This is a genomic window from Arcticibacter pallidicorallinus (assembly GCF_003002875.1).
Classification (GTDB): Bacteria; Bacteroidota; Bacteroidia; order Sphingobacteriales; family Sphingobacteriaceae; genus Arcticibacter; species Arcticibacter pallidicorallinus.
The window spans coordinates 494975-518873 of the sequence record NZ_PVTH01000002.1; the positions used below are offsets into that span (position 1 = coordinate 494975).

General features: G+C 45.2%; 15 protein-coding genes. 9 read left to right on the plus strand and 6 right to left on the minus strand.

Features of this window, described 5'->3' with window-relative positions; all coding sequences use genetic code 11:
• Positions 1–3: 3 nt before the first annotated feature.
• Together B0I27_RS04890 and B0I27_RS04895 are read right to left on the minus strand one after the other, a co-directional pair.
• Positions 4–234, minus strand: a complete 231-nt coding sequence (locus tag B0I27_RS04890; protein WP_106291999.1) for a DUF3098 domain-containing protein — start codon at positions 232–234, stop codon at positions 4–6.
• Positions 234–1112 (minus strand): cell division protein FtsX, encoded by an 879-nt coding sequence (locus tag B0I27_RS04895; RefSeq protein WP_106292001.1) that lies wholly within the window; start codon positions 1110–1112, stop codon positions 234–236. The genes B0I27_RS04890 and B0I27_RS04895 overlap by 1 nt, the downstream gene beginning before the upstream one ends.
• A 111-nt stretch (positions 1113–1223) precedes the next feature.
• Here B0I27_RS04895 and leuS point away from each other — a divergent pair, with 111 nt between their 5' ends.
• Positions 1224–4019 carry a leucine--tRNA ligase gene (gene leuS / locus B0I27_RS04900; protein ID WP_106292003.1) on the plus strand — a complete coding sequence of 932 codons (2796 nt, stop codon included), beginning with the start codon at positions 1224–1226 and terminating at the stop codon, positions 4017–4019.
• A 419-nt stretch (positions 4020–4438) separates the two neighbouring features.
• Positions 4439–5281, plus strand: a complete 843-nt coding sequence (locus tag B0I27_RS04905) for a tryptophan-rich sensory protein (protein WP_106292005.1) — start codon at positions 4439–4441, stop codon at positions 5279–5281.
• On the opposite strand, the gene moeB is transcribed toward B0I27_RS04905, so the two are convergent.
• Positions 5238–6380, minus strand: coding sequence for a molybdopterin-synthase adenylyltransferase MoeB (gene moeB / locus B0I27_RS04910; RefSeq protein ID WP_106292007.1), 1143 nt, complete (start codon positions 6378–6380; stop codon positions 5238–5240). The two genes, B0I27_RS04905 and moeB, sit on opposite strands and share 44 nt — an antisense overlap.
• Positions 6381–6685: 305 nt before the next feature.
• Between moeB and B0I27_RS04915 the strand changes: the two genes are divergently transcribed.
• Together B0I27_RS04915 and B0I27_RS04920 are read left to right on the plus strand one after the other, a co-directional pair.
• Entirely contained in the window at positions 6686–7984 is a 1299-nt protein-coding gene (locus B0I27_RS04915; RefSeq protein WP_106292009.1) for a hemolysin family protein, read from the plus strand.
• Positions 7985–8008: 24 nt separating this feature from the next.
• Positions 8009–8992 (plus strand): aldo/keto reductase, encoded by a 984-nt coding sequence (locus B0I27_RS04920; RefSeq protein WP_106292011.1) that lies wholly within the window; start codon positions 8009–8011, stop codon positions 8990–8992.
• Positions 8993–9094: 102 nt separating this feature from the next.
• Here the strand turns inward: B0I27_RS04920 and B0I27_RS17450 are convergent, their stop codons facing one another.
• Positions 9095–9238 carry a hypothetical protein gene (locus B0I27_RS17450; protein WP_181276680.1) on the minus strand — a complete coding sequence of 48 codons (144 nt, stop codon included), beginning with the start codon at positions 9236–9238 and terminating at the stop codon, positions 9095–9097.
• A 34-nt stretch (positions 9239–9272) separates the two neighbouring features.
• On the opposite strand from B0I27_RS17450, the gene B0I27_RS04925 reads away from it, so the two are divergent.
• The 3 genes from B0I27_RS04925 to B0I27_RS04935 all read left to right on the plus strand — a co-directional run bounded on the left by B0I27_RS04925 (position 9273) and on the right by B0I27_RS04935 (position 19015).
• On the plus strand, positions 9273–13598 hold the full coding sequence (locus B0I27_RS04925) for a two-component regulator propeller domain-containing protein (protein WP_181276681.1): 4326 nt from the start codon (positions 9273–9275) through the stop codon (positions 13596–13598).
• 369 nt (positions 13599–13967) lie between these two features.
• Positions 13968–17189, plus strand: coding sequence for a SusC/RagA family TonB-linked outer membrane protein (locus tag B0I27_RS04930; RefSeq protein ID WP_106292015.1), 3222 nt, complete (start codon positions 13968–13970; stop codon positions 17187–17189).
• 11 nt (positions 17190–17200) lie between these two features.
• Positions 17201–19015: a RagB/SusD family nutrient uptake outer membrane protein gene (locus B0I27_RS04935; protein ID WP_106292017.1), complete on the plus strand. Its 1815-nt coding sequence runs from the start codon at positions 17201–17203 to the stop codon at positions 19013–19015.
• A gap of 25 nt (positions 19016–19040) precedes the next feature.
• Here B0I27_RS04935 and B0I27_RS04940 read toward each other — a convergent pair whose 3' ends face one another.
• Both B0I27_RS04940 and B0I27_RS04945 read right to left on the minus strand, forming a co-directional pair.
• Entirely contained in the window at positions 19041–19481 is a 441-nt protein-coding gene (locus B0I27_RS04940) for a hypothetical protein (RefSeq protein ID WP_146133088.1), read from the minus strand.
• A 54-nt stretch (positions 19482–19535) separates the two neighbouring features.
• Positions 19536–20267 (minus strand): DUF481 domain-containing protein, encoded by a 732-nt coding sequence (locus B0I27_RS04945; protein ID WP_106292021.1) that lies wholly within the window; start codon positions 20265–20267, stop codon positions 19536–19538.
• A 194-nt stretch (positions 20268–20461) separates the two neighbouring features.
• Between B0I27_RS04945 and B0I27_RS04950 the strand changes: the two genes are divergently transcribed.
• Positions 20462–20902, plus strand: a complete 441-nt coding sequence (locus B0I27_RS04950; protein ID WP_106292023.1) for a hypothetical protein — start codon at positions 20462–20464, stop codon at positions 20900–20902.
• Positions 20903–21390: 488 nt separating this feature from the next.
• Positions 21391–23877 (plus strand): TonB-dependent receptor, encoded by a 2487-nt coding sequence (locus B0I27_RS04960; RefSeq protein ID WP_106292027.1) that lies wholly within the window; start codon positions 21391–21393, stop codon positions 23875–23877.
• Positions 23878–23899 lie beyond the last annotated feature (22 nt).

Here is a 23899-nt window from a genome sequence, read left to right on the forward strand (position 1 = left end):
TTCTTATTTACGCTTTTTCAAAATGGCGAAAAAGCCGATGGTGAAGCCAATAACGACGACGATAGGAGCCAGTACAATTTTACGGAATTCGTAAATGTCTGTCGAGCCGCTCATGAGAAAAAAACCAATCATGACCACGGCTATGCTCAGGAGAAAAAGACGGTAATTGCTTTTGTCGAAAACAAACTGAGCTTGCTTTTGCTCAGTAGTCTCCAGAAGGGGTTTCTTTGCCATTATTTATAGAGATCGTAAATTTTTAAACGTAAATATTTGCTCACTGCGAACCAGGTGCTCATGGTGGAGATCAGAATACCAGTTCCAAGAACGATAAGGAACACCACACCAAATTCAAACCAGTTCCTCAGGATCACCAGTTCCGGAATCTGTTGCTGCGCGAGATAAAGTGTCAGCAACAAAAGAATGATGGCTATTAGTCCGCCCAGGAAGCCATGCAATATGCCATATCCGATGAAAGGTGCGCGAATAAAACCTTTGGTAGCGCCGACGAGCTGCATGCTTTTGATCAGGAATCGCTGCGAATAGATAGCCAGACGTATAGTATTATTGATCAGTGCAACAGCGATAATCATCAGGATACCGGCAAATGCCAATATAACCAGGCCTATGATTTTGAGGTTCTGGTTTACCATATCAATCAGTGATTTTTGATAGATCACCTCTTTTACCAAAGGATTTTTAGTAAGCTGTCCGCTTAATTTCTCAATACTCGCATTATTGGCATAATCGGCCTTCATGTAAACGTCAATGGACGATAGAAGCGGATTGTAACCAAGAAACTCGACAAACTCTTCCCCCAGATCTTTTTGTAAGTTTCTTGCAGCCAGTTCTTTACTTACATACTGAGTCTGAAGAATGTAAGGGTTTGTGTCCAGCTGCTTCTGAAGAGCAAGTACGTCAACCTCTTTCGCGCCGTCGCTAACGATGATGTTAAGAACGATGTTCTCCTTTACATAGTTAGATAAATTCCGGGCATGAACAAGGATAAGTCCCAGAAGGCCTATCATTAACAAAACCAGCGCAATACTGATTACTGTTGATATATAAACCGGCTTGGTCTTTTTTGAGTAAGCGCTCCTCTCGAATTCTTCCATAGTGCTTTTTTAAGATATGCGAAAATAGGAAATAGTTTGGAAGTATGGAAGTTGGCTCCCGCCACTCTAAATCAATTTTACTATTTTCGCAATCCAACGAATTTGAATCACATGGATTACCAGTTTAGAGACATTGAAAACAAGTGGCAGCAGTTCTGGGCCGAAAAGCAAACGTACAAAGTAGACAATACATCAGAAAAGCCTAAGTATTACGTATTGGATATGTTCCCCTATCCGTCGGGAGCAGGACTCCACGTAGGGCATCCTCTTGGCTATATTGCATCTGATATCTTTGCAAGGTTTAAAAGACTGCGCGGCTTCAATGTGCTTCATCCCATGGGATATGACTCCTTCGGTCTGCCTGCAGAGCAATATGCTATCCAAACCGGACAGCATCCTGCTATAACCACCGTTGACAATATCGCAACTTACCGTCGTCAGCTTGATCAATTAGGGTTTTCCTTTGACTGGGGTCGCGAAGTACGCACCAGCGATCCGGAATATTACAAATGGACGCAGTGGATTTTTATGCAGCTCTTCAACTCCTGGTACGATATGGAAGCCGATAAGGCGCAACCTATTGATCTGCTTGTTTCTCATTTCCAGACAAATGGCAGCACGGGTATCAGCGCCGTATCTGACGAAGATACCCAATCCTTCACCGCAGAGGAGTGGAATGCGATGTCTGAGCCAGATCAGCAGGAAGAGCTTCTGAAATACCGACTGACCTTTCTGAAGGAGAGCACGGTCAACTGGTGTGCCGCATTAGGAACGGTACTGGCAAATGACGAAGTCAAAGAAGGCTTCTCCGAGCGTGGCGGTCACCCTGTCGAGCAAAAGAAAATGTGGCAGTGGAGCATGCGCATCACCGCCTATGCAGATCGTCTGCTGAAAGGTCTTGACACCATAGATTGGCCAGAGCCTCTCAAAGAGATGCAGCGGAACTGGATCGGTAAGAGCATCGGAGCATCTGTTAAATTCCAGGTGGAGAACAGCGATAAGATAATCGAAGTTTTCACCACTCGTGTAGATACCATCTACGGGGTAAGTTTCCTCGTTATCGCTCCTGAGCATGAATTTGTTACTTCACTCACCACTGCGGAGCAGAAGAACGAGATTGAGGACTATATAATCAAGACTAAGAAGAAGTCTGAACTTGACCGGATGGCTGATACCAAGACGGTATCGGGAGCGTTCACCGGTACCTACGCCCTGAATCCGCTGAATGGTGAGAAAATTCCTGTTTGGATAGCAGACTATGTGCTTGCCGGATACGGAACCGGAGCAGTTATGGCAGTGCCTTCGGGTGATCAGCGCGACTGGCTTTTCGCAAAACAGTTCAATCTTCCGGTTATCCAGATCCTGGATGCTCAGAAAGATATAGAAGAAACTGCTGATGCAACGAAAGAGGGGAAATATATCAACTCCGGAATCATCAACGGTTTAGCGTATGATGAGGCTCTCCCTGTCCTGATCCAGAAGCTTGAAGAGCTTGGTGCAGGCAAGGCGAAAGTGCAGTACCGCATGCGCGATGCCATCTTCGGTCGCCAGAGATACTGGGGCGAACCTGTTCCTGTTTATTTCAAAGACGGCTTGCCTTATCTTATAGATGAAAGCGAACTTCCGTTGCTGCTGCCTGAAGTGGACAAATATCTGCCAACAGAAGCAGGAGACCCGCCACTTGGCCGTGCTCTCGGCTGGAAATATAAAGGCGAATATGCCTATGAGCTGAGTACAATGCCAGGATGGGCAGGTTCAAGCTGGTATTGGTATCGTTATATGGCTTCGCCGGATGAGCGTAAAGAAGATGTATTCGCTCCAAAGCAAGCGATTGATTACTGGAAAGATGTTGATCTGTATATCGGCGGCTCTGAACATGCAACCGGACATTTACTATACAGCCGCTTCTGGAATAAATTCCTGAAAGACCTCGGTCATGTTAACGAAGAAGAGCCTTTCAAAAAGCTCATCAACCAGGGAATGATCCAGGGAAGATCCAACTTCGTCTATCGTATCTCAGATGAAGAGGGAAGGGGAACCAATACCTTTGTTTCTCATGGACTAAAAGACGAGTATAAAACCACCGCATTACACGTAGATGTAAACATTGTCGAAAACGAAGTTCTTGATCTGGAGAAGTTTAAAAGCTTCAGACCTGAATTCGCAAACGCTGAGTTTATCCTCGAAAGCGGAAAATACCTTTGCGGAGTTGAAGTGGAGAAGATGTCGAAATCCAAATTCAACGTCGTCAATCCTGATGATATTGTGGAACGCTACGGAGCAGATACGCTTCGTCTCTATGAAATGTTCCTTGGGCCGCTTGAACAAAGTAAGCCCTGGAATACCAACGGAATCGAAGGGGTATTTAAGTTCTTAAGAAAGTTCTGGAAACTGTTCCACGATGATCAGTTCAATTTCCGCGTAACAGATGCAGAGCCAACAAAGGCCGAGTTGAAATCCCTGCACAAAATTATCCGCAAGGTGGAGGAAGATATTGAGCGATTCTCTTTCAATACCTCCGTTTCCAGCTTTATGATTTGTGTGAACGAGCTGACTGATCTTAAATGTAATAAGCGCGCTATCCTGGAGGAACTGGTTGTCGTTCTGGCCCCTTACGCCCCCCATATCACCGAAGAGTTGTGGCAGTTACTCGGACATGCTGAAGGATCATTGAGCTATGCTCAGTTTCCAACGTTTGTGCCCGAATATCTGGTCGAAGATGAATTCGCATATCCGATATCCATAAACGGTAAGATGAGAATGAACCTCACTGTTTCTTTGTCACTTGAGCCTGCGGATGTGGAAAAGGTAGTTCTCGAGAATCCCGACGTTCAGAAGTATCTGGATGGCAAGACGCCGAAAAAAGTAATTGTTGTTAAAGGACGTATTGTTAACATCGTAGTCTAAACGATAACAAAAATTAAGCAGAGGCTGTATCATTGAAGAAATGATCAGCCTCTTTTTCGTTTAGGCTATTTCTGATTTTTTAAGTTTATAACAGGCGTTTAATAGAACGGTGTTATCAGCTCTCGCTGTTGTACATCTCTTAGTCTTATCTAAGAACGCTGTTATATGCAGCCGATAACAGACCCTTATTCTCCCGTGATAAGTCCGACCTGAGGAGCTTAAAGTCGGACTTATTACGGGTGTAAGTCGAGTTGTTTAGCGCTTCATACAAAAACGGTATAAGCCAAATATAGCGGATTTCGAAGCTCAGGCTCCGGTATGTTCCAGTGCATAAAAATAAGGGGAGCATCGATTTTATGACTTGAGCCACATCGATGTCAACAAAGCGGGCATTTGGCTGTTAACAAAGAAAAATTATCATGAACCGGATCAAATCTCTTGCCATCTTAAATGCTGTATGCTTTCTGATCGCCTTCGCAGTATCAACGCTAAGCCAGGTGGACGCAATTAGTAGCAAGAATATAGGAGACGTCTCCGATAAATACGATACCCTGTTCACTCCTGCAGGTGTTACCTTCTCTATCTGGGGGGTGATTTACATTGCGCTTTTTGCATTTTCAATATATCATATATACCGGGCATTTCGGGAAGATGTGCTCTCAGAAGCGAATAAGGATATTAGCCGGATGGGGGTTTTATTTATTGTGAACAATATCGCCACAGCCGCCTGGGTCTTCGCCTGGGTAAACGAACAGTTTATTCTATCGGTACTCCTTATGCTCACCCAGCTGGTCACACTGATTGTCATCAACGTCCGGTTGAAGATCTTTAATCCTCATCGCTCGGTTTACTCTAAAATCTTTACTCACTTTCCCCTGGGTATCTACTTCGCTTGGATCTGCATTGCTACCATTGCGAATATCAGTTCTGCTCTGGTAGGCCTTGGATGGGATGGGGGTGGAGTTTCCGCAAATTATTGGACCATTATCCTGATCGCCGGCGCAGCCCTTGTTTCCACGGCAGTCATCATTCTGAAAAAGAATGTGTTTTTTGGACCGGTAGTTATATGGGCATTTTATGGTATTATTCTGAAGCATAACGATGGCGACCCGGCATTATACAAGGATATTATCAGCGCGGCCTGGGGAGGAATTGCCTGCGTTGGTCTGGCCGAATGTATTCAGTTATACATCAACTACACACAGGCACAGAAAAGATCTAATAAGTCGGTAGATCCAGATCAGCCTCCAGTATTAGATTGATCAGGCCCCCTTTAAGATTGTAAAGGTTGTCAAAACCATACTTTTCTTCCAGTATCTCGATCGCTCTATGGCTTCGTACGCCCGATTTGCAAATAAATACAACCTTGCGGTGCCGGTCTATTTTATCATTATTGTCTGGAATTTGCGATAACGGAATCAGACTACCACCGATATTCACCAGCTCAAACTCTGAAGGTTCTCTTACGTCGATGAGCTGCATGTCCGTGCCCTCTTCCTGCCATTCCTGAAATTCGTCTGCCGTGATCTCTTTTATTTGTGCTGAAGCTTTTTTCATACCGCAGAACTGTTCGTAGTCAATCAGTTTGCTGATCGACGGATTGTCTCCATTAAGCGGATTAGCAGGATCTCGCTTCAGTTTAAACGTCCGCGACTCAAAACTAAGCGCATCAAATGTATAAAACCTGCCGCTCAACGGCTCCCCTATCTGGGTAAGCACCTTAATGACCTCCAGTGCTTGTAAGCTGCCGATTATTCCGGGCAGAACACCAAGTACACCCGCTTCCGCACAATTGGGAACGGCACCAGCTTCGGGCGGAGTCGGATAAAGATCCCGGTAATTGGGGCCCCGCTCACCATGTTCGTTCACGTAGTTGAAAACAGATACATGTCCTTCAAATTGATAAATAGAAGCATACACATTCGGTTTGTCGAGCAGTACACATACGTCATTTACCAGGTACCTGGTCGGAAAGTTGTCTGTCCCATCAGCCACTACATCATAATCTCTTGCGAGGTCCATCGCGTTAGCCGACGTAAAAAAGGTCTGATGGACGACTATTTCGATATAGGGATTCAGTGAAAGCAGCCGTTTTCGGGCGGCTTCTACCTTCGGCGTACCCATTTCATCCACCCCAAACAACACCTGCCTGTGTAGATTGCTATCTTCCACAACATCCCCGTCTACTATCCCGATATGTCCAACACCCGCCGCAGCCAGATAAAGCAGTAGCGGACTGCCCAGGCCACCTGCGCCGATAACCAGCACCCGCGCCTTCTTCAGCTTTTCTTGCGCAGCGATGCCGAAGTCCGGCATGATGATATGGCGGTTATATCGTAAGAGTTCTTCTTTTGAAAACATAGGGTTAGAATATCATCTTTACCAACAAAAATATTAATAAACGGACGAATAGCACCGCTATTATCCTGAATGCGTTTGCTCAGGCCTGGATAAGCGCATTTAAGTTGGGTATCACTTCCCGGCGGCAGTGTTTCCGGATACGGAAATTTATAGGGGCGTTTGATGTGAATTTCCTAACAGGGGCCTGTGTAAAACAGTTGGTGTTATTATCTGGAGAAACGCCTAAAGATACCTAAATGCACGAAATAAAAGAATGAACACTTCGTTTGCTTAGCTTTACAGCAGTTAAATACTGAGAACGAATAATGGAAATATTGATAATTGGTATCCTGATTTTGCTAAACGGAGTATTCTCTATGAGCGAGATCGCCTTGATATCATCGAGTAAATTTAAGCTGGCAAGAACTGCCAAGAAAGGGCATAGCGGAGCCAGAAAAGCTTTGGCACTTGCTGAAAGTCCCAATACATTCTTGTCTACCGTTCAAATTGGTATTACGCTTATCGGAATTCTGACAGGTATCTATAGTGGGGATAAGATAACCGATGACCTGGACAGGTTTGTTAGTCAGGTTAGTTTTATGGCACCCTATTCCAATACGATTTCCGTTGGCCTCGTGGTCGTTATATTGACCTACTTTTCCATCGTATTCGGCGAGTTGCTACCCAAAAGGATCGGCTTGGCCTTTCCAGAGCGCGTCGCTTCTTTCGTTGCAGCACCCATGCATTTGGTATCTCAGATAACGAAGCCCTTTATCTGGCTGTTGGCGAAGTCGAACGACGCATGCCTTAAAATTCTGGGTATCACGGAAAAAAGAGAAGGGCCTGCTTCTGAGGAGGAGATCGCTTCTATTATACATGAAAGTACCTTATATGGAGAGATAGAGCAGATTGAGCAAGACATAGTGAAAAGAGTTTTCGCTCTCGGAAACCGTAAAGTTTCTGAGCTTATGACCCATAAAAGCGACCTCGTATGGTTTGATGTGAATGAGGACCTTGAAACCATACGCCGCAAAATGCAGCCGGAGGTACACTCGGCATATCCCGTAGCAAATAAAGGCCTGGATAAGATCGTAGGCGTGCTCTACGTTAAGGAGCTTTTTCCGCGAGATCTCGACGGCAAACCGTTCGACCTGACAAATTACCTGCGCAAGCCTCTTTTTGTGCACGAGAAGCTGCCGGCTTATCAGGTACTGGAGCAGTTTAAGAGTTCTAGAATTCACCACGCCATTGTAGTGGATGAGTACGGTTCGGTTGAAGGAATGGTGACCATGGATGATATCGTTGATGAACTCGTAGGAGACCAGACGGAATATCAGGACGACGAATTAAAGATCATCGTCCGCGACGAAAATTCCTGGCTGGTCGATGGTCAGTATCCCTACTACGAGCTGCTTGAGTTTCTGAACATTGAGGATGATACTGAAGTAAACTTTACAACAGTAGGCGGGTTAATCTTACATCGGCTTCGCTCTATACCTGTCGAAGGAGAGAAAACAGAATGGCTTGATTTTGAATTGGAAGTGGTAGATATGGATGGTCAGCGTATTGATAAGATCATGATAACCCGGAAACGAGCATCCCAATCATCCTTTTCGATAGATTAGCGCAAAGTACTAGAACAATAAGGAATGAAATATAGAAAATTTAAAGACCAACAGGTATCTGAAATTGGTCTGGGAACCTGGCAGCTGGGTGGCTCAGACTGGGGGCCTCTAAACGAAGAGCATGCGATGGATGTTCTGACAGCATTTGCCGACGCTGGCGGTAACTTTATTGACACTGCTGATGTTTATGGTATGGGTGTCAGCGAAAAAGTGATCGGTAAGTTCCTTAGATCCTCTCGGAAGAGCTTTCTGGTTGCTTCAAAACTGGGCAGGCGACATGACGGTGATAATGCCTGGCCGCAAAATTTCACTTATGAAAAGATGCGAAGCCACGTCGAAAGCTCCCTTCAGCACCTGCAGCTCGACTCGCTCTTCCTGGAGCAGCTGCACTGTATCCCCACGGATGAGCTTCAGGCAGGAAAGGTGTTTGACCATCTTCGCAGACTTCAGCAGGACGGTTTGATTCGTCATTGGGGAGTAAGCGTTGAGACGGCCGAAGAAGCTAAGATCTGTCTTCAGCAAGAGGGAATCGCGTCCCTTCAAATTATCTTCAACATCTTCAGGCAGCATTATTCGGAGGAGTTTTTTGCTGAGGCGGGGGAGAAGGAAGTGGCGCTCATAGCACGTGTTCCTCTGGCTAGCGGACTTCTTAGCGGTAAATACAAAAAAGATACTCATTTCCTTCCCGGTGATCATCGCCACTATAATGCAAATGGGGAGTCATTTAATGCAGGAGAGACATTTTCGGGTATTGAATTTAATAAGGGCGTAGATCTTGCAAAGCAAATTGCAGGCTTGCTTCCTGATGATCGTACGGCTCAATGGGCCATACGCTGGATCCTCGATCATCCTGAAATATCCACTGTTATTCCGGGAGCTTCCTCGCCAGAGCAGGTTCAGGCTAACGTGTTGGCCTCCGACATGGAGAGCCTGCCTCAGGCAACTCACCAACAGCTAAGGGAACTGTATCAAACAGAGATCCGTCCGATCATACGGGGACATTTCTAGGTTTTAAAGGCATTATCGGGGGAATGATTCTGGTCCCCCGGTTCTTATTACCGGCCAAATTTCGTAATTTTGCGCCTAATAACCCATTAGCGAGGCCAGATCTTAACCGGGCAAGTTGGAGTCTGGGCTTTCGAAAGTCCGTCTGAACATGATTATACCAATCACCTGTGTGATTACCTGCTGCGTACTGTTTGCCACTTTTAATCCCCGTAGTAGAGACAGGATACTTAGGCTCTTCACCTTCATTCTGTTACTGTTTGGTTTGCCCGCTTCGTCCCAGATGCGCGAAATCTTTAAACACTACTCCACCGGGCAGGGCTTGTCGCATGACGGCGTATTATGTATCACCCGCGACAGGGACGGCTTCATGTGGTTCGGCACCTGGGACGGCCTTAACAAATTTGACGGTCATACCTTTAGTGTCTACAAAAGCTTTCCCGGCGATAGTTCCAGTCTCACAAGTAATAAGTTCAGGAACATTATCGAAGACAAACACGGCTATCTTTGGGTTAAGACCTATGATCATAATGTTTATCGTTTTGACAAGAACACCGGCAAATTTCTGGCGATCAATCATCGGAGCGGTAAAAGGAATGTAAGAATAGATCGCATCTTTCCTTTAGCTGACGGTAGCACATGGCTCACGACCGCGGGCGAGGGCCTGCTCCATGTCAAATTCGCGGAGTCTTCAAACCAGCCCCTTATTCACCGTTATGCGCGTGCTTCGAAAGAAGGCTATAAGCTCCCTTCGGACTCAGTAAAGCTCTTTTTTGAAGATAGCCGAAAGGTTGTTTGGGTAGGTACATCAGCTGGCCTAGTTAGAATAGACCCGGAACAAAAGGGAAAGGCTGGCTCTGTGGGGTTGAAAAATAAAGCATTCGCACCGACACTTTCATTTACGAGCGCAGTACAAACCGGAGACAGTATTTATTTTGGAACCAGTCAGGGTAAACTGGTATTGTTTAATATCAGATCCGGCAGGTTCTCTAGCCTCGATCTTTGTAAAGGAACGAGGATAAATGCGCTGCATATCTCTAAAAAACGCACACTATATGCAGCAACAACAGGAGAAGGCCTCATAAGCCTGCCTTTAGCAGGTCAAACGTCCGTTGTGCACCATTTAGAGGGATTAGACACCTTCCACTCTATTTACGAAGACAGAGGAGGGCGTCTTTGGATGGAACCCAAAGGTGACGGGGTTGCCAAATACGAGCCGAATACAGGTAGCTTGAAGTTATTCAGGCAGAAAAAAGACTCTCATGCGACCAGTCCCGGCAGTAATTTTCTTGTCTTTGAAGATCCCAACGGAAGAGTATGGACGCGGTTAAAGGGGGGCGGCTTCGGTTACTATAACAGCGCGGGAGATAAGCTGGATTACTTCTATAATGAGCCTGGTTCTGCAGAGCATCGGCTTTCTAATATCGTCACTGCCCTCTATCCCGACAAAACGGGTATCCTTTGGTTGGCAACTATAGATGGAGGGATCAATAAAATTACTTTTCCCGGCAATAACTTCGCCCAGAAGCTGATGGTAAGCCGTCCTGTTACCAAATCTCAGAACGAAGTACGGCTTTTATTCGAAGATAGCCGGCAGCGGCTTTGGGTGGGAACAAAGGCCGGTGAACTTACCGTCTTTAAAGACGGCAAAAAACAGGAAAATCTTTTTGATGGTATCAAAGAATCGGAGATCGGAATGGTATATGCCATTATGGAAGACAGACAAGGCGTAGTCTGGTTGGGCACCAAGGGCTCGGGACTATTGACTGCCACCCCACTCGACGCTTCCCGTACACGATATAAGCTGAAACGCTATCTTCACGACCCCGCTAATTCGAATAGTCTCAGTCACAATACAGTATATTCCATTCTCCAGGATAAGAAGGGCCGTATATGGATAGGTACGTTTGGCGGTGGCTTAAACCAGGCCGTTGTAAAAGCATCGGAAATCTATTTTACTAATCATAAAAGTGCGTTCAGGGCTTATCCTCCTGCATCCAGCTATATCAGGCATCTGTGTGAGGATCCTTCAGGCAAAATATGGATTGCAACCACCAACGGACTTATCATTGCAGACCCGGATAAGGCCGAAGGCAGATCCGTTACATTCAGACTATTCCAAAAGATCCCCGGCGACTCTTCGAGCCTGGGTAACAATGAAGTTCAGTTTATCTACAAAGACAGGAAAAACGGCATGTGGCTCGGCACATTCGGTGGTGGATTGAACAGGCTGGTGTCAGATGTCAGATCCGATAACAAGAAGTTTCGCGCCTACACTCAGCAGAATGGCCTTCCGAACGACATTATTCTGAGCCTGGCAGAAGATCATGCGGGACATCTCTGGATCGCTACAGGGAAGGGGCTCGCGAGGTTTGATACCAAGACTGCACAGTTCAGAAACTACGATGCCTTTGATGGCCTTACCCGGGCACAATTCTCCGAGGCTACCGTTTTTAGGTCCTATAACGGCGATATGTACTTTGGATGTATGGAAGGCTTTATCTCTTTTGACCCTTCTAAGATCAAGAACCGGAAGATATCTGCGAATATGGCCCTGACCAATATCCAGCTTTACAACAATGACATCATCCCGGGTCTACCAGGCTCTCCTCTAACAACCTCGCTTAACAATACCTCGCATCTGGTACTGGATCATGATCAAAACGTGATCAGTATTGACTATACAGTCCTCGACTACCGGGCCGGTCAGAAAGTAAATTATGCCTACATCCTTAAGGGATATGATAAGAGCTGGCATTACGTCCGCAATCAGAGAAAGGCGACTTACACCAAGCTGCCGCCGGGGGAGTATGAATTTATCGTTCGTAGCCTGAACAAAGAAATCTTCAGTAATACACCTGAGAAAGGTGTTAAAATAACCATACTCCCACCACCCTGGCTTAGCTGGTGGGCATACCTGGGTTACTTTTTGTTATTCGCAGCGCTGCTGGCGATCGTACGGAGGATTGTTGTTACAATGATGAAGCTGCGTAACAAGGTTACTATCGAACAAAAACTAACGGAGCTAAAACTCCAGTTTTTTACCAATATTTCTCATGAGCTCAGAACACCGCTTACTCTTATCGTCAGTCCGCTCGATGAACTGAGCAGAACCGAGCCTCTTTCAGAACTTGGTAAAAGACACCTTCATACCGTCAGCAGAAACGCTAAGCGGATGGTCCGTTTCGTTAACCAGTTACTGGACTTCAGAAAGCTGCAAAGTGGTAAAATGACTCTGAATGTTTCTGAAACGGAAATTCTTGGTTTAATAAGACATGCGGCCGGATATTTCGACGCAGTAGCAGAAGAGAAGCGGATCGGTCTTAAGATTGAATCCAATGTGAACGAGTTGCCTGCCTGGGTTGATCCCGAAAAGATTGACATCGTCATATACAACCTCTTGTCTAATGCTTTCAAGTTTAGTCCCAGTGACGCAACGATTAACGTTCAGCTCATCAGCATGCCTGAGGATGAGAGTTTCGATATCCTGATAATCGATCAAGGACCGGGTGTTCCTGATGAGCAGCTTCGTGAGATATTCGATCTTTACTATGAAGCTGAGCAATCAAACAATAAGCTTAAAGGCACGGGGATCGGACTGGCACTGTCTTACGAGCTCATCCGTGCGCACAAGGGTCAAATATTCGCGGAAAATAATCCGAAAGGTGGAATGTGCTTTACCTTAAGGCTGAAGAGTGGAAGAAGTCATTTCGCCGAAGATGAAGTCAACTTCATATCATCAACCGATACGTATATCGAGACGGATCACCCCGTCTACAACACCGACACGGAAAATACCTTAACTAATTCCAATCATGATGTAGAAATGCCGTTGGTATTGCTGGTAGAGGACAATGCTGAACTTAGAAAGTTCATGGCTGGGCAGCTTTCGTCTTTCTATCGCGTAGAAGAGGCGGGAGACGGCAGTGAAGGGCTTCGGAAGGCCCAGCAATGTATGCCTGAGCTCATTATTAGTGATGTCATGATGCCTGAAATGGATGGGATCCAAATGCTTGATCAGCTAAAAAACAACGAATCGACAAGCCATATTCCTATAATTCTTCTGACAGCTAAATCTTCAGTAGAGAATCAGATTGAAGGGCTGAGGTATGGTGCCGATTTTTATATCACGAAACCTTTTAATATGCAGTACCTGACGGCCCTGCTTGAAAATTTCTTAAGGCGCAGGTCGAAACAAGTAGAATTGCTGCAGGATGATGATATGAAGATAGTCGCTTTGAAACCGGATGAGATCCTGATCACCTCCCGGGATGAAGAGTTCGTGAAACAGGTTATTAGCATAGTGGAATCATCCATGGAAGATAGTGAGTTCAATATTGAACTGATTGCAGAGTCTGTTGGTTTTGGAAGGACCACCTTCTATAAAAAGATTAAGAGTTTGACCGGACTGGCGCCGGTCGAATTTGTTCGTGAAATGAGATTAAAACGATGTAAACAACTTCTGGACACAGGGGGATATACCATATCTGAGGTCGCCTATATGACTGGCTTCAAAAGTGCCGGATACTTCAGCACCTGCTTCAAGGAGAGATATAAGCAATCTCCCTCAGCCTATATGAAGAGTGTGAAGGGCGGATCTATTGATTAGACAGCTGCGTATGCACAACGGCAGCGAAATCAATCTTCTAAAAACTATCAAATAGCCCTTAATGTACACTGGCGCTAATTTTTAGAACATTTCCGTCAATTATTGGAAATGCAGAGGCACTCCCTACAGATACATTTGTGCATAATAAACCCAATTATTTAAACAATTTTCAATGGAGAGAAAAAATACTAGAAGAACGCTATCGTAGCGCTAAGCTGCTGTTATAAACCACCTGTCATATTTTGGAATACTCCCCAATTATGATCGCTAATCAGACTCCTGGGGCAATGATTAAGTTCCCGGAACAAGGGGTCAAACCCGGAGCAACTTTGCTTCCGACTATGCAATTATTAACTAACAAATTTCATTATGGTAAAAATTAATTTACTAATCTGTTGTCTGCTTTTTTGTTTGCTCAACTCCTCGATTGCTCAAGTCAAGGAGGTAACCGGAGTTGTAAAAGAAAAAAGTAACGGGATGCCCATGGTGGGTGTAACCGTCATGATTAAGGGCACCAAACAAGGAAGTCAGACTGATGTACAGGGCAGATACAGAATCCCGGTAGCCGGCCAGTTTCCCGTAACCCTTGTATTCAGCTCGCTTGGATTCAAAACCATCGAAAGATCTGTTGCCTCTCCACAGGCCATAAACGTTACTCTTGAAGAAGATATAAGCAGCCTGGAGCAGGTTGTCGTGATCGGCTACGCCAACGTTAAGCGTAAAGATCTCACTGGCGCTTCAGTTTCAGTAGGAGCCGACGAACTTACTATTGCCCCGGTGACCACTGCAGCTCAGGCGCTCACCGGAAAAGCAGCAGGCGTGAACGTCGTTACACAAAGCGGTGCACCCGGTGCTGATATCAACATTACCATCCGAGGTGGTACTTCCATTACTCAGAGCACTGAGCCATTGTACATCGTAGATGGCTTCCAGATGGACAACGCGCTACGTAACGTCGATATCAATGATATTGAAAGTATCGATGTCATGAAAGATGCATCGTCAACCGCTATTTACGGGGCGAGAGGATCAAACGGTGTTGTATTAATTACCACGAAATCCGGAAAGTCAGGCAAAAGTGAGGTTAATTATAACGCGTACATGGGTGTTGAAAAGCTGGGCAAGAAGCTCAACGTTTTGCAGCCAGAAGATTATGCAAAGTATCAGTATGAATTTCAGTCTCTGGCCGGAAGAGAGTCAAGCTGGGCGAGTTACTTTGGTGGAGATCTTGCTTCTCCAGACTTTTATACGGGCGCCTATAGCCGTATAGCCGGCGAGTATGGCACGAGAGAGGGTATAGATTGGCAAGATGTTGTGTTTGGGGGCTCTGCAATGAACCAGAATCACAATATTAACATAAACGGTGGAAATGAAAAAACAAGGTTTATGTTGAGCTATAATAATACCGGTCAGGATGGTATTATGAAGAAATATGGTTATAACAAAAATGGTGTGCGCCTTAAGCTGAATCACGAACTTTTCAAAGGGGTGAGGTCAGATTTCAGTCTGAACTTCCAGGATACACGTATTGATGGCGGCGGCTCGTTAGGCGGTGCCCTCAAGATGACCATTCTGCAACCGGCCACCGGCGGAAGCATGTATACCAATGAACAGCTGATAGGAACTGATATCAGTGAGGATATGCTTAGCTATGATTCCCAATATGATGTTTACAATCCGATCATTACGAATGATGCGGTGACAAATATTAACAAGAACCGGCAGTTCACTGGTAATGCGGGACTTGAATTCGACCTGGCGAAGGATCTTACCTTCCGCACAGCGGGTAGTTATCTTTGGAGACAGGTGCGAGGTGACGTATGGGACGACGGAAGAACCAGAAGCGCTCAGAATAACGGTGGTCCGTATGGTTCAAGAGATAACAGTGAGCGATTTACCTGGCAGATCACCAATACATTAAACTGGGGACATGATTTTAATGGCCATCAGGTTAATGCGCTAGTGGGTCAGGAAACCTATTATAATGAAGGTATGAATCTGGACAATACCTACTATGAATTTCCGCTGAACAACTTTGGCTTAAATGATGTGGGTATGGCAACCAAAAACAAAAATGCGTATGGATCTGGACTTAGCTCCGATGGTCTCTTGTCATTCTTTGGTCGCGGTTCATACAGTTATAAAGGAAAATACATAGCGAATTTTACGCTTCGGGCCGACGGATCCTCCAAATTTTTAACAGGCAATAAATGGGGCTACTTCCCATCAGCCTCTGCCGCTTGGCGTATCTCTGACGAAGATTTCATGGCCGGAAAAACCGTAATCAATAACTTGAAACTTCGTGTAGGTTTCGGTACGTCAGGAAATAACTCGATCAATAATAATATGTACGCTACAGACTATGGATCTGGTTCTTATGCGGTCGGCAATAGCCGGTTTCCAACTCTCGTTCCGGGTGAAATAGTGGGAAATCCAAAGTTGGTTTGGGAAAAGACAGTTTCCACCAACTTAGGTCTGGATATCGATTTGTTTAAAAGTCGTATCAGTATGGGGATTGACGTTTATAACAATGAGTCAAACGACCTGCTGATCAAAAATAGTATCCCTACATCAACGGGTTATCGTTATCAGTTCCAAAATATAGGTGCCGTAAGGAACCGTGGTCTTGAAATAGTATTAAATACTGCAAACGTTCGGTCGAAAAACTTTAAATGGAATACCAATTTCAACATAGGTATGAACCGTTCAAAAGTCCTTTCTATTTATGGTAAAGAAGAAAACGATTATTTCTATCAAAACTATGATAGCCGCATCGACTTCAAGCTTGAGGCCGGAAAGCCACTAGGACAGATGTTTGGCTATAAGTATGACGGAGTCTACACCACAGATGACTTTATTCAGAATGCAAATGGAACGTATACGCTAAAAGATGGAGTAGCCCGATTGAAGGGTGGAAACGTTGCCAATATTAAACCAGGGGATGTAAAATATAAAACATCTACCATTGGCCCTGACGGAAACCCAATATGGTCTACAGACGATCGTACCATCATTGGTAATGCCCAGCCGAAGTTTCAGGGCGGGATGTCCAATACCTTCGCTTACAAAGGCTTCGACATGACAGTGTTCATGAACTTTACTGTAGGTAACGACATTTTCAATATGAGCTCTCAGCGCTTTATCGGTCCATATCTTCCAAATCAGAATACCCTGGAAGTAATGAACAACAGATTCACACTGATCGACCCTCAAACCGGACGTGAGACAAAAGATCTGGCTAGACTGGCGGCGATAAACCCTCAGCAGTATGATGCAGACGCGATGTGGAGTCTGAATTCCAGTAATAAGATCGCTATCACCGATGCGCTGGACTACTACGTCGAAGATGGCTCTTTCTTGCGGATCAGTACATTAACTCTTGGTTACACCTTGCCGAAACTGGCTCTCAAAAAGGTGCAAATTAAGAACGCAAGGGTTTACTGTACAGTAAACAACCTACATACTTTTACGAACTATAGTGGTTATGATCCTGAAGTTTCTGCAACATCAAATCCGCTTACAGCGGGAGTTGATAATTCAGCTTTCCCACGTGCGAAAAGTGTTGTATTTGGTCTCAACTTAACATTTTAATCACGCCGATTATGAAAAAGATATTTAATATTACCTGCATAGCCGCTGCGGCATTCCTATTGTCATCTTGTAAGGATTTTCTTGAGATGCCTTCAGAAACGAAATTCGATAGTGAAACTATTTTTGAATCTGTAGATAGAGCAGAAATGGTTGTTGTCGGAGCTTATTCGCAGACTTTTAATCGTGAGTTTTATTACCAGCTTGGTATGGGCACAGATGAATGCTTCTCTACCGAAGGTGAAACAAATAGCAAAAATCAGGTGGCAAACTATGTTTACACTACATCGAATGCACCGACATCAACCTATACATCCATGTATACCGGCATTGAATATGCAAACGTGGCCATCAAAGGCCTTCAGGAGATGAACGTCTCCTCCGATGCGGAAAAGCGGAAGGTCAACATGTTGCTTGGTGAGGTTTATGCTATTCGTGCAATGAATTACCTCAATGTCGTTCGTTTCTTCGGTGACGCGCCATATTCTACTGAGCCTGTCGCCGAGAGCGGTATTTTTACCTCTTCACGGGTAAGTCGTGATACGATCTATGATGGCTGTGTGGCCGACTTGCAAAAAGCTGTGGAGTTATTACCATGGAAGAGCGAGGGAGCAGTATCCACCCCTGAGCGGTTCACTAAAAACGCTGCTTATGGTATGCTCTCGAGGGTAGCACTTTATGCTGCAGGATACTCCCTGCGCTGGGATCTGAACAGCTACGCGCCCGGCTCTGTAACTATTGCCAGACGCTCAGATGCGGCACGTGTTAAGGAGCTTTTTAAGATCGCTGCAGACGCTGCCAAGGCAGTCATCGACCGGGGAGAAAATGCTCTTGTTCCAAGTTACGAGGCTGTCTTTAGGGATCTTATCAATGGTCGGTATAACTCAGAATCCATCCTTGAATATGGACAGTACGGTGCAGACGTTAACGGATCCTCAGCGGGATATACAAACGGTATTTTTTCGCATACGACTGCTATGTTTGGTAAGAGTCAGCCCGCTATGGCTGTTACACCTACCTATTGGTTTGACTTCGGTGCAGGAGATACCCGCCGCGATGTTACCATTTGCAACTATGGAATTGGAGGTGACAACAGCCGTCAGATGAATTCCTATACCAGCAATACGATCGGAAAATTCAGGGTGAACTGGGCAAGCCAGGTAGGTACCGCCATTAACAAACGTGACATTAACTGGCCTGTCTTGCGCTATTCTGATGTACTGTTGATGTATGCGGAAGCTCTTAATGAATACAATAACGGGCCTACTGCTGAAGCTATATCTGCATTTGAAAAGGTACGTACCCGCGGATACGCAGGAAATGCCGCTGCGATTGGTGAAACCCCCGTTGATTATGAAGGTTTTAAAAAGGCGATTATCCATGAGCGTAAGCTTGAGCTGGGATTTGAATCCTGGAGGAGAACGGACCTGGCTCGCTGGGGCATTCTTTATGAAACCCTTGTTGAGACAAAGCAGAAACTTATCAAGATGGCAGGAAGGTCTGCTGAGTTCGCAGATATAGACGGATATCGCGTATACCAAAAGTCTGTGGCTACTTCTTTCCAGGATCCGGTAGTTGCAATTCCGTACACAGGATACAAACAGATCAGCAGCGCTGACTCCACTCAACTAGTGAAGGATGGGAAAGTTGTACTACGGATGCACGGAGTTTCGCCTCTTGGATCACAGGGCGCACTTACACCTAACGCTGCGTTAGTGACCAATTTGTTCCGCGGTCTTGAAAAGAATAAGGTAGAGCTTCTTCCTTTAGCTATATCGATAATCGATGTAAACTCGGGACTTCAGGGTCAACAGCATCCAAAATATTAATTCCTTTAAAACGCTGGAAGCTCAATCAGGCTTCCAGCGTTTTTTGCATTTTTGCCTGCGTCACAGCAAATATGATGTGCGCCAGCAGCAGCTGTCCATAAAACCTTTTATACGGAATCACAGGCTCGCGTGGGTGTAACCTGAACGTTAGCTCCCAAACCATGATTCCTCCCAGTCCAGCCACAGTGCCGGCAAGGATGTCATTCCCAATAGACCGCTTCCTTCCTTTTTTCTTCCAGTATGCTTCCAAAGCAAGCGCGAGTCCGATACCCACCTTATAGTGAGCTATCCAACCCACCGGGATAGCCAAATGTTGGGTTGAAGCTGGCAAAAAATCATCGGCAAGTTCGGCAAGCAACTCCGGTTCCCTGAAATTTTCACCTTTTTTTCTGGAGACAGCATAGCTGTATAGTGTCATCGCCGAGGTGGCGACAATTCCAGACAATATTGTTTTGAAGACGTTCATATCAGTGTTTTTTAGATAAATCCACATATTATGCCAGTTTCAGCAAACGCAAACTCAGAACCACTTTTCAAGCTTAAGTCCATAGGTTAATAACAAGTTTTCACTGTCGGTCACCGCAATCTTATTGTAAGCCAGAGAACTGCTTAAGCTAAGCCAGGAATTAAGTTTGAAACCGAGACCGAAGGTTGACCGGATGTTGTAGTCATGCTTTCGGGTAAGCGACGGCTGCCAGAATGTTCCCCCATCAAACGTAATCAACTCTTTGAAAATAAATCTAAATTGAAGCCGGAGCGAGTTCCGGTAAGTATGATAGTTCACCTGCGTGGTATCATTAAGATGCAGATCACTCAGGTCATAGAGAATTCCGTCGCTGATATTTAAGTAAGCGTTCGGGCGGTCAATAATGCTGTACGCCACGCCCGCCCCCGCAAGCAGCTGGTTGTTGATCCGCAATGAATAACTGGTGTTATAGGTAGCGAGGCCCCAATAATAGAAGTTGCGGCTTTTTCCGTAAAGATTAAAGTCGAGTGATGATGAGAAGTCGTTATTGGTAAGCGTGCTGTTCGATTTACCGTAAGTCCAGGTGTTCCCAAAATTAAGAAGTATGTTCTTCTTTTTTATTTCAAAACGTAGCTGGTTATTCAGCAGGTATGAACTTCCGTCTTTTGCGTGGTTGACCGACCCTGTTGAGTTGAATAGCGCATGATTTTGCGTAGAGTCGCTGAACTGCGCCAGGGCCGAACTTTGAATAAAGAAAAAGAGCAGCAGGTATAGAGATTTATACATTTTGATCCGGTGTATGTAAGTAGTACCGACAAATAAAATACGGCATTGTTTGAGCGGGTAGTACACGCAAAACCTTCCAGAAAATTTCCTTGACATACAGGTGGATATCCCCAAAAATGCTTTCATACTACCTGATTTCGGTGTTTAGACCAACCTTTTCGCTTCAAAAGTGTTCCTCCTATATGATTCTACAAATGAACAATGATGAAACCTCGAAAGAACTCTCAGCAATTGAAAAGTTACTTTCTTATTCTCTTGAGGAAGTAAGCATTTTCGATAAGCTTGCCGAGGATAAAACCAGCGGAAAGTTCCGCTCGACATTCGCCAGGTACTCGTTTCTGAGGGAACAGCATGCAATGAGTATCAAATTTTACCTCCGTTCGAGAGGTTTGTGTCTGAAAAAAGTATCAGAGGGACTGACGAAACAGAATGGGCACTCCTGGAAGGAGCTAAAAGCAGCTCTTGAGCGATCTGACTATGATGCGATAGCCCGCATAACGGGACAAGCAGCTGATACGACCGTCACGCTCTATGAGGATGCATTGAAAAATGCGCTCACCACAGATGCCTCTATGTACAAAATGCTCAGCGAACACCTGCAGCAGATCCGTAAGATGAATACCTACGCGTCTTAGTAGGGAAACTCTGGCTTTAACCCTGCCGCCTTCGCATCAGACAGGCGGCTTTTTAAAATCGGCCTCCTGCCGTTATTTTTCCCGACCAATAGATGTTCACCCATTCTGAGTTCCCGTTTGCCAATTGAACCTGGACCCCGTCTTGCTTGTGGTTTATTGCTGTTTTCGCAGGTAAATGACTAGAATGTTTTCCTGATATATCCAAATTGTTTCCGTCGTTACACCTTGTTAACCTGCAATTAGCAAGCAGTTTGTTAACTGCTGTTAACGTTCTGGAATATGTGAAATGATTTTTGTCCTCTTTAAGTATCTGAAGAATCGAAAAGATGATCCTCTCATTATAAAAGGGATGCATATTAGTTTCTAGAAAAGTGTAAGTTTGCGCCCGGCTGAAAAGGGCCTCGGCTTGCGAAGAGATGATAACGTTATCTTTTTTGTAACAAAATGGCCTTTTCTGCTACTAATTACAAAAAACTTAACGCAATCAAATGAAACTCTTACCTCTCCTATGTGCATTCCTCATTTCTGTAAATGTCTTTAGCCAAATGCCGCAGGTGCCGGCGGGGCAAGGTCGGATTTCCGGTACGGTCATCGATTCTTTAACAAAGAAGCCGGTCGAATACGCATCTGTAGCATTGACTGCTGTTGGGGGTACAAAGAGCGTCAACGGTGCGCTTACCGACGCAAAAGGAGCCTTCGTAATGGACAAGGTTGCTCCGGGGAATTACAAGGTCAGCGTGAGCTTCATGGGTTACAAGCTTCAAGAAGTAAACGACGTTGTTATCACGGGAGCCAAGCCGGATAAGAACGTCGGGAGGATTATTTTGGCGCCTTCAGCCAATCTGTTGAAGGAGGTTGCGGTCACCGGTGAAGTGCCGATGATTGAAAATCGTGTGGACAAGGTGGTGTATAACGCCGAAAAGGATGCGACTGTTTCTGGTGGAAACGCCGGAGATGTGCTTCGTAAGGTGCCGATGTTATCGGTCGATCAGGACGGTAACGTATCGTTGCGGGGTAGCCAGAACGTGCGGATACTGATCAACGGAAAGCCTTCGGGTGCTGTTGCTGCAAGCACGGCTGACGCCATGCGGATGCTGCCTGCAGATCAGATCAAGAATGTAGAGGTAATCACCAGTCCTTCTGCTAAATATGATGCTGAAGGTACAGGAGGTATCATTAATATCATCACCAAAAAAAGAGAAATATCAGGAGTCAGCGGATCGATCAGTGGTGGTGTGGGAACCCGTCAGAACAATGGTAACGCCAACCTGAATATCAATAAGAACCGGTTAAGCATAACCGCAAACTTTGGAGGAAACGCATCATGGCCGCAGACAACCCGTACCATGAATAACAGCTTTTCACCCATAACTGATACAAGATCCATGCAGCAGGGGGAAAGTGAAACGAACCGTTTTGGGGGTATGGGATCGGGTAATGTAAGCTACGATTTCGATGACAATAATAGTGTTTCCACCGGCATTCGTGTAAATAAGGGGCGTTTTAAAACGGATGGATCATCCTTTAACAGCAGAACTTTCTTGCAAGAAGGTGTAATGCTCGGAGAGGAGTATGACTTTGCAAATAAGAACGAAACAACTTTCAGTGGCTTCGATTGGAATGCAGACTATACACATAAATTTAAGACGCAGGGTCATGAATTTAGCATCGCCGGACAATGGAGTCATAGCAAGAATGAGACGGATTTTTCATCGCTTTATTCGATATTATCCCGTCCTGATCAAGTGGGTAATAATGATGCTTCAAATGATGAATACACTATTCAGGCAGATTACAGTCTTCCACTAAATAAAGTCTTTAAGCTTGAGTTAGGGGGAAAGACCATTATTCGCGAGATTACCAGTAACTCGTTATTCAACACGGCGGTGAATGGCGGAACGTTTCAGTACAATCCTCTTCTTTCTAATATTTATGATTATAATCAGGACGTTGTTTCTGGATATTCGGTATTGAGCGTACAAGCGAGTAAGAGTGTAGGAATCCAGGTGGGTGGACGTGTGGAAAATACCAAGATCGAGGGACAGTCGGATGGTGGAAATTCGACTCAACTTTCCGTTTCAAATAGCTATACGAACTTCATCCCTAGTTTTGCCATTTCCAAGACTTTTAGCAATCTGCAGACACTTCGCTTAAGCTACAGCAAGCGAATTCAGCGTCCAAGTTTGCAATACCTGAATCCTTTCCGCGATATTAGCAACGACCAATTTCAGCGGCAAGGTAATCCGGCTCTCTCGCCTGAAGTGTCACAGACGATAGAACTGGGTTTCTCCAAGATGATCAAGACATCGATGATCAATACCTCCGTATATTTCAGACACACTGCAGACATTATCGAAAGTATCATTCGTCCGGAGGTATATGAAGGTCGTACTGTTAACTTAACTTCTTACGACAATATCGGAAGCAACAACTCGGTGGGAGCCAGCTTTTTCGGGTCTGTAAGTCCGGTTAAAGGAACTACCTTCAGAGGGAACTTTGATATTTACTCGTATAAGCCAAGTACCAATCGCTCTTTTTCTGGGCTTGCCGGAGAGTCCAAAACCTACGCATTGTACAAAGCGTATATAAGTGGTTCGGTTACCTTGCCGAAAGATTTGATTGCAGAAACGTTCTACATATTGAATTCTCCGAGAAGAACCTTTCAGGGGGAAAGCCCGTCTTTCAGCATGTGGCAAGTATCCTTCAGTAAGCAAATCTTGAATAAGAAAGCGAAAATCGGTGTAAACGTGATCGATCCGTTCAACGAAACGAAGCATTTCAAAACAAATATCAATAGTCCGGAGCTGGTACAAGTACAGGATTTCGGTATTCCTTTCCGTTCTGTTGGCATTAACTTCAGCTATTCATTTGGTAAAACGAACTTCAATCCGCAGCCACGCAAGAAAAGGGGAGTTACCAATGATGACCTGAAGCAGGACGGCGGACAGACTGGCCAGGGTGGAATGGCGAATTGATTTTTCGTAACTTCGCGCAAAA